The sequence below is a fragment of the Streptomyces lydicus genome (assembly GCF_000717345.1).
GTDB classification, from domain to species: domain Bacteria; phylum Actinomycetota; class Actinomycetes; order Streptomycetales; family Streptomycetaceae; genus Streptomyces; species Streptomyces lydicus.
This window is the reverse complement of sequence record NZ_JNZA01000014.1, coordinates 104,379-121,218: the sequence shown is the minus strand read 5'-3', so window position 1 is coordinate 121,218 and position 16,840 is coordinate 104,379. Positions and strand designations below refer to the sequence as shown.

Below are 16,840 nucleotides of genomic sequence, written 5' to 3'. Positions count from 1 at the left end.
GGCCACCGGGCCGCCGAAGAGGAACCGCGGCCCGCCATTCTCATGCCTCGCAGGGGAGGGAACGTCCGGGATGAACGGTGCCCCTCTTCATCTGGAACCGCACCTGGAACCACCGCTGGCGACCGTACTGCGCGCACCGGCCTTCCTGCACACCCTGGTCGACGCGCTCGGCTCACCGCTCAACGTCGTCCTGCCCGACCGGATCGCCGCGAACGTCGACCGCTTCCGCGCCGTCCACGGCCGGCACAGCCTCGCCGGGCAGGTCTTCTTCGCGCACAAGGCGAACCGCTCCCGTGCCCTGGTGCGCCGGCTCGCCGCCACGGACGCCGGCATCGACGTCGCCTCGCTGGGCGAGCTCCAGCACGCGCTGGGTGCCGGCTTCACCCCGGACCGGATCGTGGCGACCGGCCCCAAGGACCCGCAGTTCCGGTGGCTCGCCGCCCGCACCGGCGTCACGGTCAGCGTCGACGGGGAGGGCGAACTGACCGGGCTGGCGGCGCTGGTACGCCGCCACGGCCTCCCGCCGGTGCGCGTCCTGCTGCGGTTATCGGGGTTCGAGGCGGCGGCGTCCGGGATCCGGGTGCGCTCCCGGCAGAGCCGGTTCGGCACCTCCGTGACGCAGCTGGACGGCCTGCTGGACGCCGTCGAACGCCACCGGGACGCCGTCGAACCGGTCGGCGTGGGCCACCACCTCGACACCACCAGCCTCGACGAGAAGGCGCTCGCCCTGGAGGGCGCGCTGCACGCCATGGACGCGCTGCGCCGCCGCGGCTGCCAGCCGCGGGCCATCGACATCGGGGGCGGCTTCGGCGTGAACTACCTCGCGGACGGCGCCGCCTGGGACCGCTGGACCACCGCGCTCACCCACGCCGTGCTGGGCAGCCGCCCCCCGCTGACCTGGGGCGGACACGGCTACGGCCTGCGGGCGGAGGGCGGCACCCTGCGCGGCGCCCTCGGCCTCTACCCGGCCCACCGCCCGCTCGCCGGCCCCGCCTACCTCGACGCGCTGCTCGCCCGCCCGGCGGCGTCGCTGGGCGGCCGCCCGCTGGGCACCCTGCTGCTGGAGAACCTCTACGACCTGTACAGCGAGCCGGGCCGGGCCCTGGTGGACCAGTGCGGGCTGTCCCTGGCGCGGGTGCTGGAGGTGCGCACCACGGCCGCCGGCGACCGGCTCGTACGGCTGGCCATGACGGCGAACGACGTCAGCCTGGAGGAGCACGGCGTCCTGATGGACCCGGTGCTCGTACCGCACGACGGACCCGAGCCGGCCGCCGACGGCGCCGGGAGCGACGGCGCCGGGCCGGCGGCGCACGGCGTGTACCTCACCGGCAGCCTGTGCCTGGAGTCCGATCTGATCACCCGCAGGGCGGTCTTCCTGCCCCGCCCGCCGCGCCCCGGCGACCTGCTCGCGTTCGCCAACACCGCCGGCTACTGCATGGATTTCAGCGCCACCCGCGCGCAGGCGCAGCCCGTCGCGCACAAGGTCGCCGCCTGGGAGGAGGACGGCTCCTGGCGCTGGTGCCTCGACGAGCAGTACTGGCCGCTCACACCTTCTGGGGGACTCACGGCATGAGGTACGACAGCATCACCGACGCCATCGGCGACACCCCGCTCGTGCGCATCGACCCGGCCGTGCACGGCCTGCGCCACATCGACCTCTACGCGAAGCTGGAGATGCTCAACCCCTTCGGCTCGGTCAAGGACCGGGCGGCCTGGAGCATGGCCCGGCCCGGCCTGCCCGACGCGGTGCGCCGCGGCGCGACGATCGTCGAGCTGTCCAGCGGGAACACCGCCAAGGCGCTGGCCGTCATCGCGGGGATGCACGGGCTGTCGTTCAAGAGCGTCACCAACCGGATGCGGGTGCCGGAGGTCAAGGAACTGCTCCTGCTGCTGGGCGCGGAGATCGAGGAGCTGCCCGGCCGGAGCGAGTGCCTCGACCCGACCGACACCGAGGACCCGCTCACCCTCTTCCACCAGGAACTGGCCCGGCCCGGCCAGCCGAGCCTGCACACCGACCAGTACTTCAACGACCTGAACACCGCGGCGCACGCGGCCGGCACCGGCCCGGAGATCATCGCCGACCTGGACGGCCGGGCCCCCGACTGGTTCCTCGCCTGTGTCGGCACCGCCGGCTCGTCCACCGGCGTGGCCAGGGCGCTGCGGGCGCACGATCCCGCGGTCCGGGTCGTCGGGCTGGTCGGCGAGAAGTCCGACTTCATCCCGGGGATCCGCACCCTCGACGAGGTGCACGAGGTCGGCCTCTTCGACCCCGCCACCTACGACACGATCGAGGCGGTCGGCGCCGACGACGCCCTGGACGGGATGCTGACGCTGATCCGCCGCTGCGGTCTGCTCGCCGGGCCCACGGGCGGCGCCGCGTACCACGGCGCGGTGCGCCATCTGCGGCCGCTGGACGACGGACTGGCCGCGGAGGCGGGCGCGGACGGCCGCCGGCGGACCGCCGTCTTCATCGTCTGCGACCGCGTCGAGAGCTACCTCAGCTACATCCGCGAACGCCGGCCGGAGCTGCTCGGCCGGCCGCCCGCGCGGAACTCGGTGGCCACCCTCACCGACGCCGAGATACGGGCGACGACCGTCATCGACACCACCGACGCCCGGAAGTGGATCGCCGCCGAACGCCCGCTGGTGGTCGACCTCCGCGGCCCCTTCGCCTACGCCGCGCTGCACATCGACGGCTCGGTCAACATCGTGGACGAGCTCTTCGACGAACTCCTGCGCGGCGGGCTGCCGTTCAGCAAGCGGCAGCCGGTCCTGCTGGCCTGTCCGGTCGGCGAGAAGTCCGTACGGTACGCGGCGCTGCTGACGCGGATGGGCCACCCCGACGTCCGCAGCCTGGCCGGCGGCATCATCGCCTGGCGCGACGCGGGCGCTCCCCTGGTGCGGGACTGACATGGGCCGTCCCGTGGAGGAACCGCCCCGGCGGCAGGCGCCGGACGACGACCTGGCGGAGCTGCGGGCGTGGCAGCGTCCGCTGCGCGCCCAGTTCCCGATCATCACGGCCCACCCCGGCCTCGCCTATCTGGACAGCGCGGCCACCTCGCAGAAGCCGCAGGCCGTCCTGGACGCCGTGCTCTCCTACCTCACCACCTCCAACGCCAACGCGGGCCGCGGCACCTACCCCTGGGCCAACGCCACGACGGCCCTGGTGGAGGCGGTCCGCGACCGCGTCAAGTCCTTCCTGCACGACCCGCGTCCCGAGCGCTCGACCGTCCACTTCACCAGCGGCACCACCGAGGGACTGCGCACCGTCGCCCGGGACTGGCTGGCCACCTTCCTGACCGACGGCGACGAGATCGTCGTCCCCTTCGCCGACCACGAGGCGAACCTGGCGCCGTGGCTGGAGGCCCGGGACCTGCTGGCGCGGCGCGGCATCCGCGTCCGGGTCCGCGCCCTCCCCTGCCAGGAGGGCTCCGGCGACTACGACCCGGCGGCGCTGGCGGCGCAGCTCACCCCGCGCACCCGCTTCGTCGCCGTCACGCACGTGCACCACGTCTACGGCGCCGACATGAACGTCCACCGCATCCGCGAGGTGGCCGGGCCCGCCGTACCGATCTGCCTCGACGCCGCCCAGAGCATCGGCCACCTCCCGGTCTCCACCGCCGAACTGGACGTGGACTTCGTGGTGTTCTCCGGGCACAAGGCGCTCGCCCTGCCGGGCACCGGCGTCGTCTGGGCCCGCGGCCTGCGCGGCCCCCGCTTCCGCCCCGGCGGCTGGCAGGGCACCCCCAACACCGCCGGGATCGCCGGTCTGGCGGCGGCGCTCGACTGGCTGGACGCGGCGGGCACGGACCGGATCGAGCGCTGGACGGCGGCGCTGGCCGCCCGGCTGACCGACGGCCTCGGCCGGCTCGACGCGTACGAGATCCTCGGCTGCCGGGAGAGCCTGTCCGCCGCCTCGCGGGTCCAGCGCCGCCGCAGCATCGTCACCTTCCGGCACCGCGGCATCAGCTCCACCGACCTCGGCTTCATCCTCTACAGCGCCGGCTTCATGGTCCGCTCCGACCACCACTGCCAGGCCGGCGCGCAGGACGGCCCGCAGGACGGCTCCGTGCGGGTGAGTCTGCACGTCCACAACACTCCCGAAGAGATCGACGCGCTGGTCTCCACGCTCACCAGTCTGCAATGATTTTCACAATCATCGGTGCAAGCATGGGTGGCGCGTGGTGTCGGGGTCGAGCGGTACGGCAGAGGTGCGGAGCGACAGCAGCGTCAGTGTCGCGACGGCGGCACGCTGGGTGCGGCGCTGGGAGGACCAGCAGCAGCGGTACGCGGTCGACCGCGAGGAGCGGCTCACGGTGATCACCGACGTCGTCGAGGACGCCACCGCCGGCCGCGCCGGACCGCTGGTCGTCGACCTCGGCTGCGGCCCGGGGGCCCTGGCGGCCCGGCTGGCGGCCCGGCTCCCGCACGGCGAGATCGTGGCCGTCGACGCCGACCCCCTCCTGCTCGGGCTGGGCCGCTCGTACTACGGGCCGGCGGTCCGCTTCGTCGAGGCCCTGATCGGCCGCCCCGGCTGGCTCGGCGCCCTGGCCCTGGACCGCCCCCTGGACGCCGCGGTCTCCACCACCGCCCTGCACTACCTCGGCGAGGCCGCGCTGCGCCGGGTCTACCGCGACCTGGCCGACCGCCTGCGCCCCGGCGGCGTCCTGGTCAACGGCGACCACCTCCGGCAGGACACCGGACGGCTGTGCGAGATCGCCCGGGCCGTCGGCCGCCGCCGGGCCGAACGCCAGCGCGTCCGCGGGCACGAGGACTGGGACTCCTGGTGGGCCGCCGCGCACACCGACCCCGAACTCGCCGCCCTGCTCGCCGAACGCCGCAGCCGCCCGCTGCCCGCCAGCGAGGGCGAACACCTCACCCTCTCCGCCCACCTCACGCTCCTGCGCGAGGCCGGCTTCCGCCACGCCGGCCCGGTCTGGCAGTTCGGCAACAGCCATGTGGTGGTCGCGGTGCGCTGACCGCCCACCGCCTCCGGCGCGTCCGGCCGGGCCCGGCCCGGGCTCAGGTCCGAAGGCGCAGCCGCTGGCCCGGGTAGATGTGGTCGGCGCCGTCGGGGAGATGGTGTTTGTTGAGGTGGTAGAGGGCCTTGGTGCCGCCGGGGGTGTGGGTGCGTTCGGCGATGGCGGAGAGGCAGTCGCCGGGGCGGACGACATAGGTGTGGGCGGCGGCCGGGGCGTGCCGCGGGACCGCGCGGGTACCGGTGGTGTAGGAGCAGTTGGGCCAGGCGGACATGCCGCGGTCGCGCACGATGCGCCGGGCGACGGTGATCTGCTCGTCGCGGGTGGCGAGGTCGGCGCGCGGGGCGTACCGGCCGCCGCCGTACGCGCGCCAGGTGGTGGGGTCGATCTGCAGGCCGCCGTGGTAGCCGTTGCCGGAGTTGATGTGCCAGCGGCCGTTGCTCTCGCAGGCGGCGATGCGCTCCCAGTCGGGTACCGGGGAGCCGAGGGGAGCGCCGGCCGCCACGGCGGGGGCGGCGAGGCCGAGGACGCTCAGCACGGCCAGCAGCACGGACAGCATCGTCACGACGGAACGCTTGGCGAGGGGCGACGGCATCACGGGATTCCTCCGCTGTGCTCCGGCAACGCCGTGACCGCGTGCTCGCCACGACCGGTGGGCACGCACCAACTAACCCGGCAATATGGTTTTCGCCCAACCGGCGAAGCACGACATGCGCGCGTTTCACCCGGCTGGGCCATTACCTGTGCCGGCGCCCGCGGCCGCCGATGTCAAGGCGTGAATTCAGGCCAGGGGCAGGGAATTCGCCGAGGCCGTGCCCGCCTGCGCGGGAAACGGGCAATTACGTGACCGAATAGGCGAAGGAAGGGGCGATCGGAAGGGGTTCCGCGGTCGCCACGGCGAACTCGTAAGAGGCGGCGAAGGCGAAGTTCCTTACCGAAACGGGGACTTCCAGACCATACGGGCCCGGCACGCTGACCGTGCCGCGGTCGGTGGAAAAGCCGGCCTCGATACGCTCCGGAGCGATGGACAGACCGCGGCCGACGGCCTGCATGGCGGCATCCTTGCGGACCCAGAAACGGGTGATGAGACGTTCCCGCTCGGCGGCCGGGCAAGTGGCCGCGAGCTGCGCCTCCCGGGCGGTCAGCACCTCGTACGGGGTGGACGGCGCGGCGGTCTCGCGGCGCACGGACTCCACCGAGAAGCCCATCCGGCGGGCGTCCTCACCGCACGCCACCACCAGCAGGCCACGGGTGCCGTAGAGCTCCCAGTGGGTGGCGGCGGCCATCGCGGTGGCGACCCGGTCGGGGAGCCTGGCCAGCAGCCAGTTGCGGGACGCACCGTCGAGGGTCGCTCTGGAGTGGCCGTTCAGGCCCAGGCAGTTGTCCGGGGACAGCAGACTGGTGGAGCCGTCGAGCGCGGAGGACACTGCGGATACCGCGGACGGCGCGGTGGGGGAGGCGATGGGGACGACGAAGATCGGTACGGGGACGGCCGCCGCGTCCGGGTGGTCGTGCCGGTGCGGGTGAGCGGTCGAGGGTGCGGGTGCGAGCGGTGCCGGAGGGGTCCGGACGAGGTGGTGCCGAGGGTCAGGAACGTCCTGGTCAAGGGGTTCCGGACAGAGTTCGAGAAGAGCGGCGTTCGTTTCCACGTACTTTCCGTCCTCCACAGTTGAGCGGTGCCGAGGCCGCACTGGGTGAGTGACAGGCCGTCATACAGGTGCTGTCTCCCCCTTTTTCGCCTACATCGATCGATACAGACAGCCCAAGGTTTGCAGATCCTCCGGATCCTTCGAGTCATCCCTCCTGCTGATGTACGGCTACATACTTCGATGTACGGGAGACCGACCCAAATTCGGGCGCCAGGGCCAAGAGAACGGGCAACACGCCCCAGTACTGTCCTCGTGTGTGGTTACGTCTTTTCACAAGTACGCACGCGCGCCGCCGCCCCATACCGCTCCGCGACCTCAGATTGGCCGTGGGATTCTTCGCCGGCTGTCTGATTCTGTACGTGGTGGGCGGCCCCCGGGTCATGGGGGGCGACATCACCGCCTGGCAGGCGGTCCTGCCGGTGCTCGTGCTGTGTGCCGCGACCGCTTTCCGCAGCACGCTGCCGCCGCTGGCGGTCGCCGTCGGCACCGTGACCGTGCTCGTGGAGATGACGTCGAGCGGCGGCCTGGGCCCCGTGCTGATCTACACCGACCTGCTGTACGCGGCCGCCCTGTACGGGGCCTCCTGGCTGTGCCGGCTGCTTCAGTTCGGGACCGTCGCCGTCACGCTCGCCACCACCATCGCCCTGATCGCCCTCGGCAACCGCTCGGAGGGGGTGACGACCGGCGTCATCGTCGCCCTGCTGCTCATCTCCCCCGTATGGACCGGGGTGTTGATACGGAACCACAAGGAGCGGGCGGACGCCGAGCGGGAGCGCGCGGTGCAGATCAACCGGCTGGCGGAGCTGGACCGCAAGACCGTGCTGCAGACCGAACGCACCCGGATGGCACGGGAGTTGCACGACCTGGTGGCCAACCACCTCAGCGCCATCGCCATCCACTCCAGCGCCGTGCTGTCGCTGAGCGAGGCCAAGCGGGAGCAGGAGGGCGGCCGGGACGACGGCGGCGAGGAGGACCCGGTGCTGCGGGCGCTGGCGGTGATCCGCGAGAACAGCGTGCAGGGGCTGGCCGAAATGCGCCGGATGGTGGTGCTGCTGCGCTCCGACCGGGGGGTGGACGACGACTGGGACCGGCCGCAGCTCAACGCGCTGGGCGCGCTGGTCGAACAGGCCCGGCCGGCCGCCGACGCCGCCGCGCTGACCCTGCACACCGACTTCCCCGAGAGCTTCCCCGAGGTGTCGTCGGTGATCGAGGTGACCGCGTACCGCATCGTGCAGGAGGCGCTGACCAACGTCCTCAAGCACGCCTCCGCGGGCCGGGTGCGGATCCGCTGCGAGGCCGGCGCCGAGCAGCTGACCATCTCGGTCGACAGCCCGCTGGCCCGCCCCGACGGCCGGGCCCGGCAGCGGCCGGTGGCCCAGCTGACCACCGGTGCCGGCGCCGGACTCGCCGGGATGTCCGAGCGGGCCACGCTGGTCGGCGGCATCTTCGACGCGGGACCCGACCGCACCGCCCCCGGGCGCTGGCGGGTACGGGCGGTGCTCCCGCTGACCCAGAACGCATAGGGGGACGACTCCCGGGGCGACACGGCCCCGGGTCCGGGACGGGGGCGGTGAGAACGAGAGGTGGAACAGCCAGTGAGGCAGCCGGTGGAGGACAGCGTGCAGGACGCGACGGCGGACGTGCCGAGGGAGAGGACGGACCGGCGGCCGCCCGGCATACGGGTGCTGGTGGCCGACGACCAGGCCGCCGTGCGGTCCGGGCTGGTGCTGGTGCTGCAGACCGACCCGGGCATCACCGTCGTCGGCGAGGCCGGGGACGGGGAGGCGGCGGTGCGGATGGCTGCCGAGCTGCGGCCCGACGTGGTGCTGATGGACGTACAGATGCCGCTGCTCAACGGCGTCGCCGCCACCCGCAGGATCGTCGAGCGCGGACTCGCCGAGGTGCTGGTGCTGACCACCTTCGACCTGAACGAGTACATCTTCGGGGCGCTGCGGGCCGGGGCCGGCGGCTTCATCCTGAAGAACGCCGAGCCGGCGGTGCTGGTCAGCGCCGTACGGGAGGTGGCGCACGGCGACGGGTTCCTCACCCCGTCCATCGCCCGGCGGCTGATCACCGAGTTCAGCGGCCGCTTACCGGCGGCCGGACCCGCACTGCCGGCGGGGGCCGGGCTGCCGGACGACACCACGCAGGCCCTGGACTCCCTCACCAAGCGGGAGCTGGAGGTGCTCGCGTGCATCGCGCGCGGGCTGCCCAACAGCGCCATCGCAGAGACCCTCAGCCTCGCCGAGGGCACCGTGAAGACCCACATCAGCCGGATCCTGTCGAAGCTGCACCTGCGCAGCCGGGTGCAGGCGGCGATCCTGGCGCAGCAGTACGGGATCGCGCCGCGCGGGTGACCGGCCCGGCCCGGGGCGTGCGGCCCCGGCGCCGGGCGGGCGCTCAGTCGTCGCCGAGCAGGCGGCGGGCGATCGCGTCGTTCTGCCGGAAGTAGACGGCGTTGGTTCCCGGGCGGGGGAACTGGGCCGGCCCGGCGACGATCCGGTCGCGCTGCTCGGTGCCGTCCGCGCCGATCGGGTGCAGCCCCGCGCCGGACAGCCGCAGCATCCCGCTCGCGGCGCCGTCCGCGGTGCGCTCGACCGCCAGCTCGCCGCGGGTCAGCAGGGCGCGCAGCAGCGGATCGGCGGCCCGCTCGGGCGCGGGCGCCGCCAGCCGGGCGTCGAGCAGGACGGCCGCCTCGTGGGCGACGCCGGGCAGGGCCGGGCTGGTCGCCCGGTACACCGTGCGCCGGCCGGCCGTCGCGGTCTCCACCCGCATCCCGGGCCCCACGAACGTCACCACGCCCGCCTCGGCCAGCGCGAGCAGCTGCTCGGCGCGCAGCGGCGGCGGACCCGAGCTGAGGTGGGTGCCGATCGCGAAGAGGCCCAGCGCCTCACTGACCTGATCGGCCGCCAGGTCGCCGGCCCGCCACAGCTCCTCGATGACCGCGCCGGCCCGCTGCAGGCCGTCGACCAGGGCGGTCGCGACCCCGCGCGCGGGTCCGGTACGGCGGCGCAGGACCTCGGCGAGATGGCCGCGCACCTGCCGCTGGAGGTCGTCGGCCCGGTCGAACCGCAGCCCGGCGAGCGGGTCCGCCAGCCGGTCCAGGTCGAGACGGTCGGCGGGGTCGGGCACCGCCTCGCGGGCGAGCTTGGCCAGCCGCTCGGGGTCGGTGTGCAGCAGCGCGTACTGGTCCTCGAAGTCCTGCCGGCTCATCCGGGTACGGGCGGGCTGCTCGGCGAAGAGCGCGCGGTAGTGGCACCACCCCAGGTCGGCGAGCACCAGCGGCCAGACGTCGCGGCCGAAGGCGGCGGCGGGCCGGGCGAGCCGGGCACGGCAGGCGTCGAGGGTGGCGAAGCGCGGGGCGGCGGGGGGCGCGGCCGGGGCGTCCGGGGCGCCGCGCGCCGGTTTGGGCGGCAGCGGGACCCCGCGGCGGGAGCCCGCGTACAGCCGGGGCTCGCGCCCGGAGGGCAGGTAGCGCAGCGGCCCGCCGGGGGCGGTGCGGACGAAGCGGCCGCCGCGGCCCTCCGTGAGCAGCGCCAGGCAGTCGATGAAGACCAGCCCCAGTCCGCGGACCAGGACCGGCTCGCCGGGCGGCACGGCGGCCAGCGCGTCCGGGTCGGCGGGGCCCGGGCCGATCCGGGTCAGGCCGGGCGGCGCGGGGTCGGCGCGGGTCTCCGGGTGGCCCTGGGCGAGGACGACCCGGTCGGCCAGGAAGGGCGGCTCGCCGGAGTCGAGGACCACCTGCTGGCGGCCCGCCGGGGTGCCGCCGGGCTGTTCCCCCGGCGCGGGCGGCAGGCCGTCCGCGGTCACCCGGCGCAGGTCGACGGCGCGCGCCCGGTGGACGTACAGCCGGACCGTGGCGGGGCGTTCGCGGGTGACGGTGTCGAAGAAGTGGCGCAGATAGCGGCCCTGGTCGCGGCGGGCGGCGTAGGCCCCGTCGTGCAGCGGGGCGTCGAGCCAATCGGCGGTGGTGGGCCCGGGGCGCGGCGGCCCGGCGCAGTCCACGCTCTCGTCGGGGTAGAGGGTGACGTGCCCGGCGGCGGAGTTCATCCACAGCAGGCCGGGCTGGTCGGTGCGCCAGGTGCGGCCGGCGCCGGGCGGGTAGGGGTCGACGAGGTGCAGGTCCAGCGGCCGGTCGCCGTACAGGGCGGGGACGTTGGCGAGGATCCGCTCGACGATCGAGGTGCCGCGCGGGCCGCAGCCGATGACGCACAGGGAGCGGGCCGGGCCCACTTGCCGGTTCAACTGGCCTCCGTCCGTTGGCCGGTGGCCGTGCGAGAGTGCCCGACGGCCGGGGGACTGACGTCAGAAAACACAGGGGCCCGGTGGCCCGCACCGAAGTGCGGGACCACCGGGCGCCGTGTCAGCAACCGCCGCTGATCGTGGAGCCGAGCGCCTGGGCGTCACGCTCGCCCGGCACCTCCAGGCCCTGAAGGTCCATGATGGTCATCTGTCTACACCTCCTTCCGAGAATCGGTGAACGTGTGTACGGTGGTATGCACGGTGCGTGGTGGAGACCGAGCACCGTGTGATCAAGGTCGTGGTGAGCAAACCTCGTGTGATCAAGCACCGTGTGGACAAAGGGTCAGCTGGTTCAGCAGCCGCCGCTGATGGTCGAGCCGAGCGCCTGGGCGTCACGCTCGCCCGGCACCTCCAGGCCCTGAAGGTCCATGATGGTCATCTGTCTGCACCTCCTTCCGATGATGAGTCGCGGATGAACGGTGGTGACGTACCAGGTGCCGTTGCGGGACACCTGGAGCCGGCGGGCCGTGCATTCCGGTGCGCGGCCCGTCCGGCGTTGCGTCAGCAGCCGCCGGAGACGGTGGAGCCGAGAGCCTGGGCGTCACGCTCGCCCGGCACCTCCAGACCCTGAAGATCCATGATGGTCATTTACGACACCTCCCTTCCGTGGTGCGCAGTGCCCGCTGCCCCGGACGGGGCGGTGGGGGTGACGGCGCCGTGGGCGCCGCCTACGCGTCCCGGTGCGGCCGGATGAACGGCCGCCGCGGGGCGCGAGTCTGTGAGGAACGGCAGCAGCGGGGTGCCCCGTTCGGTGGTGGAGAGCGCCAGCAGGACTCCGGCGCCGCCGCCGGCCAGATCCATGGAGATCCGGGCGCGGCCGTCGCAGGGGAAGACCACCGCCCCGTTCCGCGTCATGGCGTGCTGGCCGAGGTTGGTCAGGTGCCGGCGCAGGTAGCGGTCGGTCCGTTCCGGTGGGAGCGCCGCCCGTTCGCGGAGGGCCGCCAGTGTGGCGAGCAGTCCCGCGCGGCCGCCCAGCAGGCCGGACTCGATGACGAAGTCGGCGGCGCAGGCGCGCAGCAGGGCGGGCAGGGCGCGCTGGATCCGGTCGTCGTCCCGGTGGTCCAGCAGCGCGGCGGCCACCAGGGCGATCCCGGCGCTGCCGTTGTCCAGGTAGGGCAGGAGCCGGAAGCCCTCGTCCACCTGAAGGGTGTCCTGCGGGCCGGGGGAACACCGGTCGAGGTCGCGGTGGACGGCGAGCACCGCCTGGTCCAGCAACCCGGGGTCGCCGGTGGCCTGGTGGGCGCGCAGCAGGAAGAGTGCGGCGCCCGACCAGCCGTACATCAGGCCGGCGGCGTCCTGCGCACCGCGTCGGCGTCTGCGCTCGACGGGTTCGGTGCGGGCCGCGGCCAGCCGGTCGGTGACCCGGCCGGCGAGGTCGAGGGCCTGCTGACGCAGGTCCGGGCGGTCCAGGACGTCGGCGAAGTGCAGCAGGTTCAGGCCGACGCCCGACAGGCCGCGGTAGAGGCTGGGGCAGTGGCGCACGGGGATCCGGTCCGCGGCGCGGTCGAGGGCCCGTTGGGCCGCCTCGTCGTCGCCGAGCTCCTGTAAGACGTAGGCCATGCCGTGCAGGCCGTCGTAGAAGCCGATCCGCTCGGCGGGGACCCGGTCGACGGCGGCGCGCAGCCAGGCCGCGCCCTCCTCGTCGCGCTCCCCGAGGACGGTGTGCCGGGCCCACAGGACACCGGCGGCGCCGTGTCCGAAGCCCGCGCCGCCCTCGACGAACTGCTCGAAGTCGCCGGGGAAGAGCCGGTCGGCACGGTGCGGGGTGGCGCTCTCGCGCAGCCCGCGGCCCAGGGAGGCCAGGACGTCGGTGGGTGGGAACGTCCCCGGCAAGGAGCGGAGTTCGGACGTGGTGTCGTCGTTGGGGGCCAGCTGCGGCGCCAGCCGCGCCACCAGTGCGTCCGGCAGGGCGTAGCGCTCGGCGGCGGTGGCCAGCAGGGCGGGGGCCTTGTCCGGGGCGAGCCCGCCGAGGGCGGCCAGCGGCAGGAAGAGCCACAGGCCGATCGCGGCGAGGGCGTAGTGGTCCCCGTCCGCGCCGGTCGCGTCGGCGCGGTGGAAGCCGGGGGCGCCCAGGCTGCTGGGAGTGGCCCGGTCGAGCTCGTCGGCCACCTCGAAGTCGAGGAGGACGGGTTCGTCACCCGGCCTGATGATGAGGTTGCCCGGGTGCAGGTCGCCGATCCGGACGCCGCGGCCGTGCACCGCGGCGACCAGCGCCTCGATGCGGCCGAACAGGGCGAGGGCGCGGTCCCTGTAGTGCGCGACGGCCTGCTCGTCGGGGTCGGGGACGGTCAGCGGGTGGTGGGCGGCGAGCCAGGTCTGGAAGTCCTGGCCGTCGATGTCCTCCAGGACCAGGAAGAGGTGGTCGCGTACCTGGAGGGTGCCGAAGGTGCGCGGGATCCCGGGGAGGCCGGCCAGCCGCTGGAGCATCCGGTGCTCGTGGGCGAGGCGGGTGACCGCGTCGCGGCCGACACCGTCCGTCCCGGACCAGGGCCGTCCCTCCTTGAGGACGACGCTGGTCTCGCCGGCGCCGAGGGCGTCCGGGCCGAGCGGCGCGGCGCGGTAGACGCCGCCGCCGTTGGAGAACTGCAGCGCCCCGGTGATCCGGTAGGGGAAGTCGTCCAGCGCCTGCCGGGCGGCCAGCGATTCCTTCAGGACGTCGGGGACCGTGACCCAGTCGGGCGTGTGGAAGACGGGGGTGCGGCGGTCCGGCTCCGGGGTGCCGTCGGGGCGGTGGAAGGCCGTGACCAGTTCGCCGTCGGCGTCTTCCGTGAAGTGGGTGCGGAAGCCGCCGTAGCGGACGTACAGCGGCCCCTCGCGGAAGCGCAGGTCGGTCAGGACGTACGGGCCGGGGCGGCCGCCGACCAGCGCGTCGAGCCCTTCGAGGGTGCGGGCCAGCTCGGCCTCGTCGACGGGGTAGACGGTCAGCAGCTTGCCGGCCGAGGAGCGCTGGGCGTACTTGCGGCTCAGGGCGCGCAGGACGTTGGCGCTCTTGAGGTACTTGAACGTCAGGCCGTGCCGGATGCAGTAGGCGGCGACGTCGGCGATGGTGCGGGGGGCGTCGTCGGGGGCCGCGCTGACGTGGATCTTCCAGCCCTGGTCGGGCAGGCGGTCCTCGGGCGGGCGGCAGAAGGCCCATGCCTCGTTCTCGTCGTGGGTCCAGCCGTCGGGGAGGGGCGGGGCGGGGAAGCGGGTGGCTTCCAGGTCCCAGTTGCCCGGCCAGTCGAAGAAGGTGCGGTCGGCCAGGGCGAAGCTCTCGGCGCCGTCTCTCATGCGGCACCTCGCGCGGGGGCGGGCGCGCCGTGGCCGGCGGCGTCGGACGGGTCCGCGGGCACCGCGGCCGGGCGGGGCGCCGCCACGTCGAGGTAGGGCGCGAGTGCGGTGCGCCCGGTGGCCGCCAGGTGCTCCGCGAGCACGGCGCGGGCCTGCGTCTTGTCGTCCTCGGGGACGAAGTCGGCGAGCCCGACGGCCAGTACGCGGTTGTCGTCGCTGGGCTTGAGCGAGGCGTAGTGCTCGTCGCGCAGCAGGCCCCACACGATCGCGTCGTGGTACTCGCCGTCGAGGTAGCAGTGGTCCCGCAGGATGCCCTCGACCACGAACTGGGTCTTGGTCATCAGCCGGATGATGCCCTTGTTGTAGCCGGCGGTGGTGACCTGCACCTTGTGGGCGTCGAGCTGGTGGAAGAGGTAGTCGACGAGCAGGACGACGGCCTCCGCGCCGTAGCCGCGGCGCCACAGCTCGGGCGAGCCGATCGCGCCGCCGACGGTGTAGCCGCCGATCCGGCCGGAGCGCTGGTAGCTCACGGTCCCGATGCGCTCGCCGTCCTTGGCGCGGATCACCAGGTTGTGCACCCGGCCCGAGCGGTTGGCCTGCTCGACCTCGGCGGCGCCCAGCAGTTCCCAGTCCCCGCTGAGTACGGCCGCCGGCGAGCCGGGCCGCAGCCAGGAGGCGATCGCGGCCCAGTCGTCGTCGCCGGGCCATTCCAAGGTCACCAGTCGTCCCTGCACGGTGCGTTTACCTCCTTCTCTGTGGGGTGGGTCAGCGGGTCCAGCGCTTCAGTACGAGGACGGCGTTGTGGCCGCCGAAGCCGAAGGAATTGCTCAGCACCACGTCGCCGTCCCACTCGCGGGCGCCCTTGACGACCAGGTCGAGGTCTTCTTCCTCGGGGTGGTCGCAGTTGCGGATCGGCGGGATCACGCGGTCCCGGAGGGAGAGCACCGCGGCGGCTGCCTCGGCGGCTCCGGAGGCACCGAGCATGTGCCCGGTCATGCTCTTGACGGCGGTGATCGGCGTCCGGCGCAGCTGGTCGGGGCCGAGCACCTCGCGCAGCGCCGCGGCCTCGATGCGGTCGTTGAGGACCGTGCCGGTGCCGTGCGCGCTGACCTGGCCGACGTCCTCCGGGGTGCATCCCGCGTCGGCGAGGGCGCCGCGCATCGCGCGGACGGCTCCGGCACCGGTCGGGTCGGGGGCGGTGGCGTGGTGGGCGTCGGTGGTGGCGGCGTAGCCGGCGACCTCGGCGAGGATCTCCGCGCCGCGCCGCTCGGCGTGACCGGCCTCCTCCAGCGTCAGGACGGTGGCCCCGACGGACATCACGAAGCCGTCGCGGTCCCGGTCGAAGGGCCGGCTGGCGCCTTCGGGGTCGTCGTTGCGGCGGGAGAGGGCCTGCGCGTTGGCGGTGCCGGCCAGGTCGACGGCGGTGAGGGAGTCGTCGGTGCCGCCGGCCAGCGCGAGGTCCGCGCGGCCGTGGCGGATCATCTCGACCGCCTCGCCGATGGCCACCGCGCCGGTGGCGCACGCCGCCGAGACCGCACAACTCGGGCCGCTGATCCCGTACTTGATGGACAGCAGGCCCGCCGGGTGGTCGATGGCGGTGAGCACCGAGTGGTACGGGGAGACCCGCCGCGGCCCGTGCTCCCGCAGCACGTCGTACTGCTGCTGGATGGCGATGGCGGCGCCGTAACCGGAGCCGATCACCAAGGCGAAGCGGTACGGGTCGATGCCGGCCGGCGTTTCGAGGCCGGCGGCCCGCATCGCCTGGACCGCGGCGACCACCGCATACTGCGTGAAGTTGTCGCTGCGCCGGGCCTCCTGCGGGGTGAGGCAGCCGGTGGTGTCGAATCCGGTGAGCTCCCCGCCGATACGGACCGGAAGCCCGGAGGCGTCGAAGCGGGTGACGGCGCGGATTCCGCTGCGGCCGTCGAGAAGGGCGTTCCAGAAGTCCTCGGTGGTGTTTCCCACGGGGGACACCACGCCGCAGCCGGTGACGACTACACGCCGCCGATCCGTGCGCAACTCCATGAAACCCACCTCCTGATTTCCGGCCCCGTTGTCACGCTCGGGGCGTCCTCATGACCAGAAAGATGACAGCTGAGTCATCTGCTTGTCAACAGTCGGTCGGAGAGTCAGCGCGCCCTCGGTGTGCGACTCCTGCCCCGACCAAGCCCCGTACCAGCGAAAACGCTCTCAGACACATGACTCGCACTGTCATGAAAATTGACTGTAGGGGCCAGGACGGCGATGCCGGAGGGGGGTTCGCAGCGGCCGGGCGGCGCCTCGGCGGGGCCCGGCGGCCCCCAGGTAGGGGCCGGAGTACATAGAAAGTGACAGACGCCGGGTCGGAAAGTGCCTACCTGCGGATGATCCGAATGGCCCGGTCTGACGGGACGCTGGTCCGTACAACTGGCCCCGCGGCATCGTGCGGGGCACCGTCACTAGGGACGAGGGAACCGATGAAGGGTATTGCGGTAGGTATTGTTCTGGCGATCGTCGGGCTGATCCTGTGGCTGACCACAAAGGAAGTGGAGACTCCGGTGGTCTCGCTCCACAAGGCCGGTCTGGTGCTCGCGATCGTCGGCGGCGCGGAGGCGCTGTTCGCACTCCTGGGCCTTGGAAAGAAGGCTAATAAATAAGCGC

The 16,840-nt window shown here is 73.6% G+C and carries 14 protein-coding genes; 7 read left to right on the top strand and 7 right to left on the bottom strand.

Translation table 11 applies throughout. From position 1 onward, the window contains the following. The first annotated feature begins 70 nt into the window (after window positions 1–70). The 4 genes from OO62_RS15640 to OO62_RS15625 are packed head-to-tail and all read left to right on the top strand — an operon-like array spanning window position 71 to window position 4,979. Window positions 71–1,573, top strand: coding sequence for a type III PLP-dependent enzyme domain-containing protein (locus OO62_RS15640; RefSeq protein WP_033268001.1), 1,503 nt, complete (start codon window positions 71–73; stop codon window positions 1,571–1,573). Then, window positions 1,570–2,910, top strand: coding sequence for a pyridoxal-phosphate dependent enzyme (locus OO62_RS15635; RefSeq protein WP_033268000.1), 1,341 nt, complete (start codon window positions 1,570–1,572; stop codon window positions 2,908–2,910). The genes OO62_RS15640 and OO62_RS15635 overlap by 4 nt, the downstream gene beginning before the upstream one ends. A 1-nt stretch (window position 2,911) precedes the next feature. Further along, window positions 2,912–4,147 (top strand): aminotransferase class V-fold PLP-dependent enzyme, encoded by a 1,236-nt coding sequence (locus tag OO62_RS15630; RefSeq protein WP_051733243.1) that lies wholly within the window; start codon window positions 2,912–2,914, stop codon window positions 4,145–4,147. A 37-nt stretch (window positions 4,148–4,184) separates the two neighbouring features. Next, on the top strand, window positions 4,185–4,979 hold the full coding sequence (locus tag OO62_RS15625) for a class I SAM-dependent methyltransferase (protein WP_228332482.1): 795 nt from the start codon (window positions 4,185–4,187) through the stop codon (window positions 4,977–4,979). Window positions 4,980–5,022: 43 nt separating this feature from the next. Here OO62_RS15625 and OO62_RS15620 read toward each other — a convergent pair whose 3' ends face one another. Both OO62_RS15620 and OO62_RS15615 read right to left on the bottom strand, forming a co-directional pair. Further along, the gene (locus OO62_RS15620) at window positions 5,023–5,574 is read right to left on the bottom strand and encodes a LysM peptidoglycan-binding domain-containing protein (RefSeq protein WP_033267998.1); all 552 of its coding nucleotides are present in this window, start codon (window positions 5,572–5,574) and stop codon (window positions 5,023–5,025) included. Between the two features lie 244 nt (window positions 5,575–5,818). Further along, on the bottom strand, window positions 5,819–6,628 hold the full coding sequence (locus tag OO62_RS15615) for a 4'-phosphopantetheinyl transferase family protein (protein ID WP_129322984.1): 810 nt from the start codon (window positions 6,626–6,628) through the stop codon (window positions 5,819–5,821). Between the two features lie 326 nt (window positions 6,629–6,954). Here OO62_RS15615 and OO62_RS15610 point away from each other — a divergent pair, with 326 nt between their 5' ends. Together OO62_RS15610 and OO62_RS15605 are read left to right on the top strand one after the other, a co-directional pair. Further along, the gene (locus OO62_RS15610) at window positions 6,955–8,151 is read left to right on the top strand and encodes a sensor histidine kinase (protein ID WP_079271432.1); all 1,197 of its coding nucleotides are present in this window, start codon (window positions 6,955–6,957) and stop codon (window positions 8,149–8,151) included. A 117-nt stretch (window positions 8,152–8,268) separates the two neighbouring features. Further along, entirely contained in the window at window positions 8,269–8,985 is a 717-nt protein-coding gene (locus OO62_RS15605; RefSeq protein WP_318533643.1) for a response regulator, read from the top strand. Window positions 8,986–9,028: 43 nt separating this feature from the next. Here the strand turns inward: OO62_RS15605 and OO62_RS15600 are convergent, their stop codons facing one another. The 5 genes from OO62_RS15600 to fabF form a co-directional block, all read right to left on the bottom strand. Next, window positions 9,029–10,873: an FAD/NAD(P)-binding protein gene (locus tag OO62_RS15600; RefSeq protein ID WP_033267995.1), complete on the bottom strand. Its 1,845-nt coding sequence runs from the start codon at window positions 10,871–10,873 to the stop codon at window positions 9,029–9,031. 558 nt (window positions 10,874–11,431) lie between these two features. Further along, window positions 11,432–11,509, bottom strand: coding sequence for a hypothetical protein (locus OO62_RS41725; protein WP_236680023.1), 78 nt, complete (start codon window positions 11,507–11,509; stop codon window positions 11,432–11,434). A 9-nt stretch (window positions 11,510–11,518) separates the two neighbouring features. Continuing rightward, window positions 11,519–14,200 carry a class III lanthionine synthetase LanKC gene (gene lanKC, locus OO62_RS15595; protein WP_051733237.1) on the bottom strand — a complete coding sequence of 894 codons (2,682 nt, stop codon included), beginning with the start codon at window positions 14,198–14,200 and terminating at the stop codon, window positions 11,519–11,521. Beyond that, a complete protein-coding gene (locus OO62_RS36980) occupies window positions 14,197–14,934 on the bottom strand; it encodes a GNAT family N-acetyltransferase (RefSeq protein ID WP_078617180.1) in 738 nt (245 codons plus the stop codon). Before OO62_RS36980 ends, lanKC begins: the two co-directional genes overlap by 4 nt. Before the next feature lie 31 nt (window positions 14,935–14,965). Continuing rightward, on the bottom strand, window positions 14,966–16,225 hold the full coding sequence (gene fabF, locus OO62_RS15585) for a beta-ketoacyl-ACP synthase II (RefSeq protein ID WP_033267994.1): 1,260 nt from the start codon (window positions 16,223–16,225) through the stop codon (window positions 14,966–14,968). A 431-nt stretch (window positions 16,226–16,656) separates the two neighbouring features. On the opposite strand from fabF, the gene OO62_RS15580 reads away from it, so the two are divergent. After that, window positions 16,657–16,836, top strand: a complete 180-nt coding sequence (locus tag OO62_RS15580; protein WP_033267993.1) for a DUF5708 family protein — start codon at window positions 16,657–16,659, stop codon at window positions 16,834–16,836. Window positions 16,837–16,840: the final 4 nt, after the last annotated feature.

What these genes read in the sequence shown, in the direction of transcription:
- OO62_RS15640 (WP_033268001.1), top strand. Translation starts at nt 71, where the DNA reads ATGAACGGTGCCCCTCTTCATCTGGAACCGCACCTGGAACCACCGCTG.
- OO62_RS15635 (WP_033268000.1), top strand. Translation starts at nt 1,570, where the DNA reads ATGAGGTACGACAGCATCACCGACGCCATCGGCGACACCCCGCTCGTG.
- OO62_RS15630 (WP_051733243.1), top strand. Translation starts at nt 2,912, where the DNA reads ATGGGCCGTCCCGTGGAGGAACCGCCCCGGCGGCAGGCGCCGGACGAC.
- OO62_RS15620 (WP_033267998.1), bottom strand. Translation starts at nt 5,574, where the DNA reads ATGCCGTCGCCCCTCGCCAAGCGTTCCGTCGTGACGATGCTGTCCGTG.
- OO62_RS41725 (WP_236680023.1), bottom strand. Translation starts at nt 11,509, where the DNA reads ATGGATCTTCAGGGTCTGGAGGTGCCGGGCGAGCGTGACGCCCAGGCT.
- lanKC (WP_051733237.1), bottom strand. Translation starts at nt 14,200, where the DNA reads ATGAGAGACGGCGCCGAGAGCTTCGCCCTGGCCGACCGCACCTTCTTC.
- fabF (WP_033267994.1), bottom strand. Translation starts at nt 16,225, where the DNA reads ATGGAGTTGCGCACGGATCGGCGGCGTGTAGTCGTCACCGGCTGCGGC.
- OO62_RS15580 (WP_033267993.1), top strand. Translation starts at nt 16,657, where the DNA reads ATGAAGGGTATTGCGGTAGGTATTGTTCTGGCGATCGTCGGGCTGATC.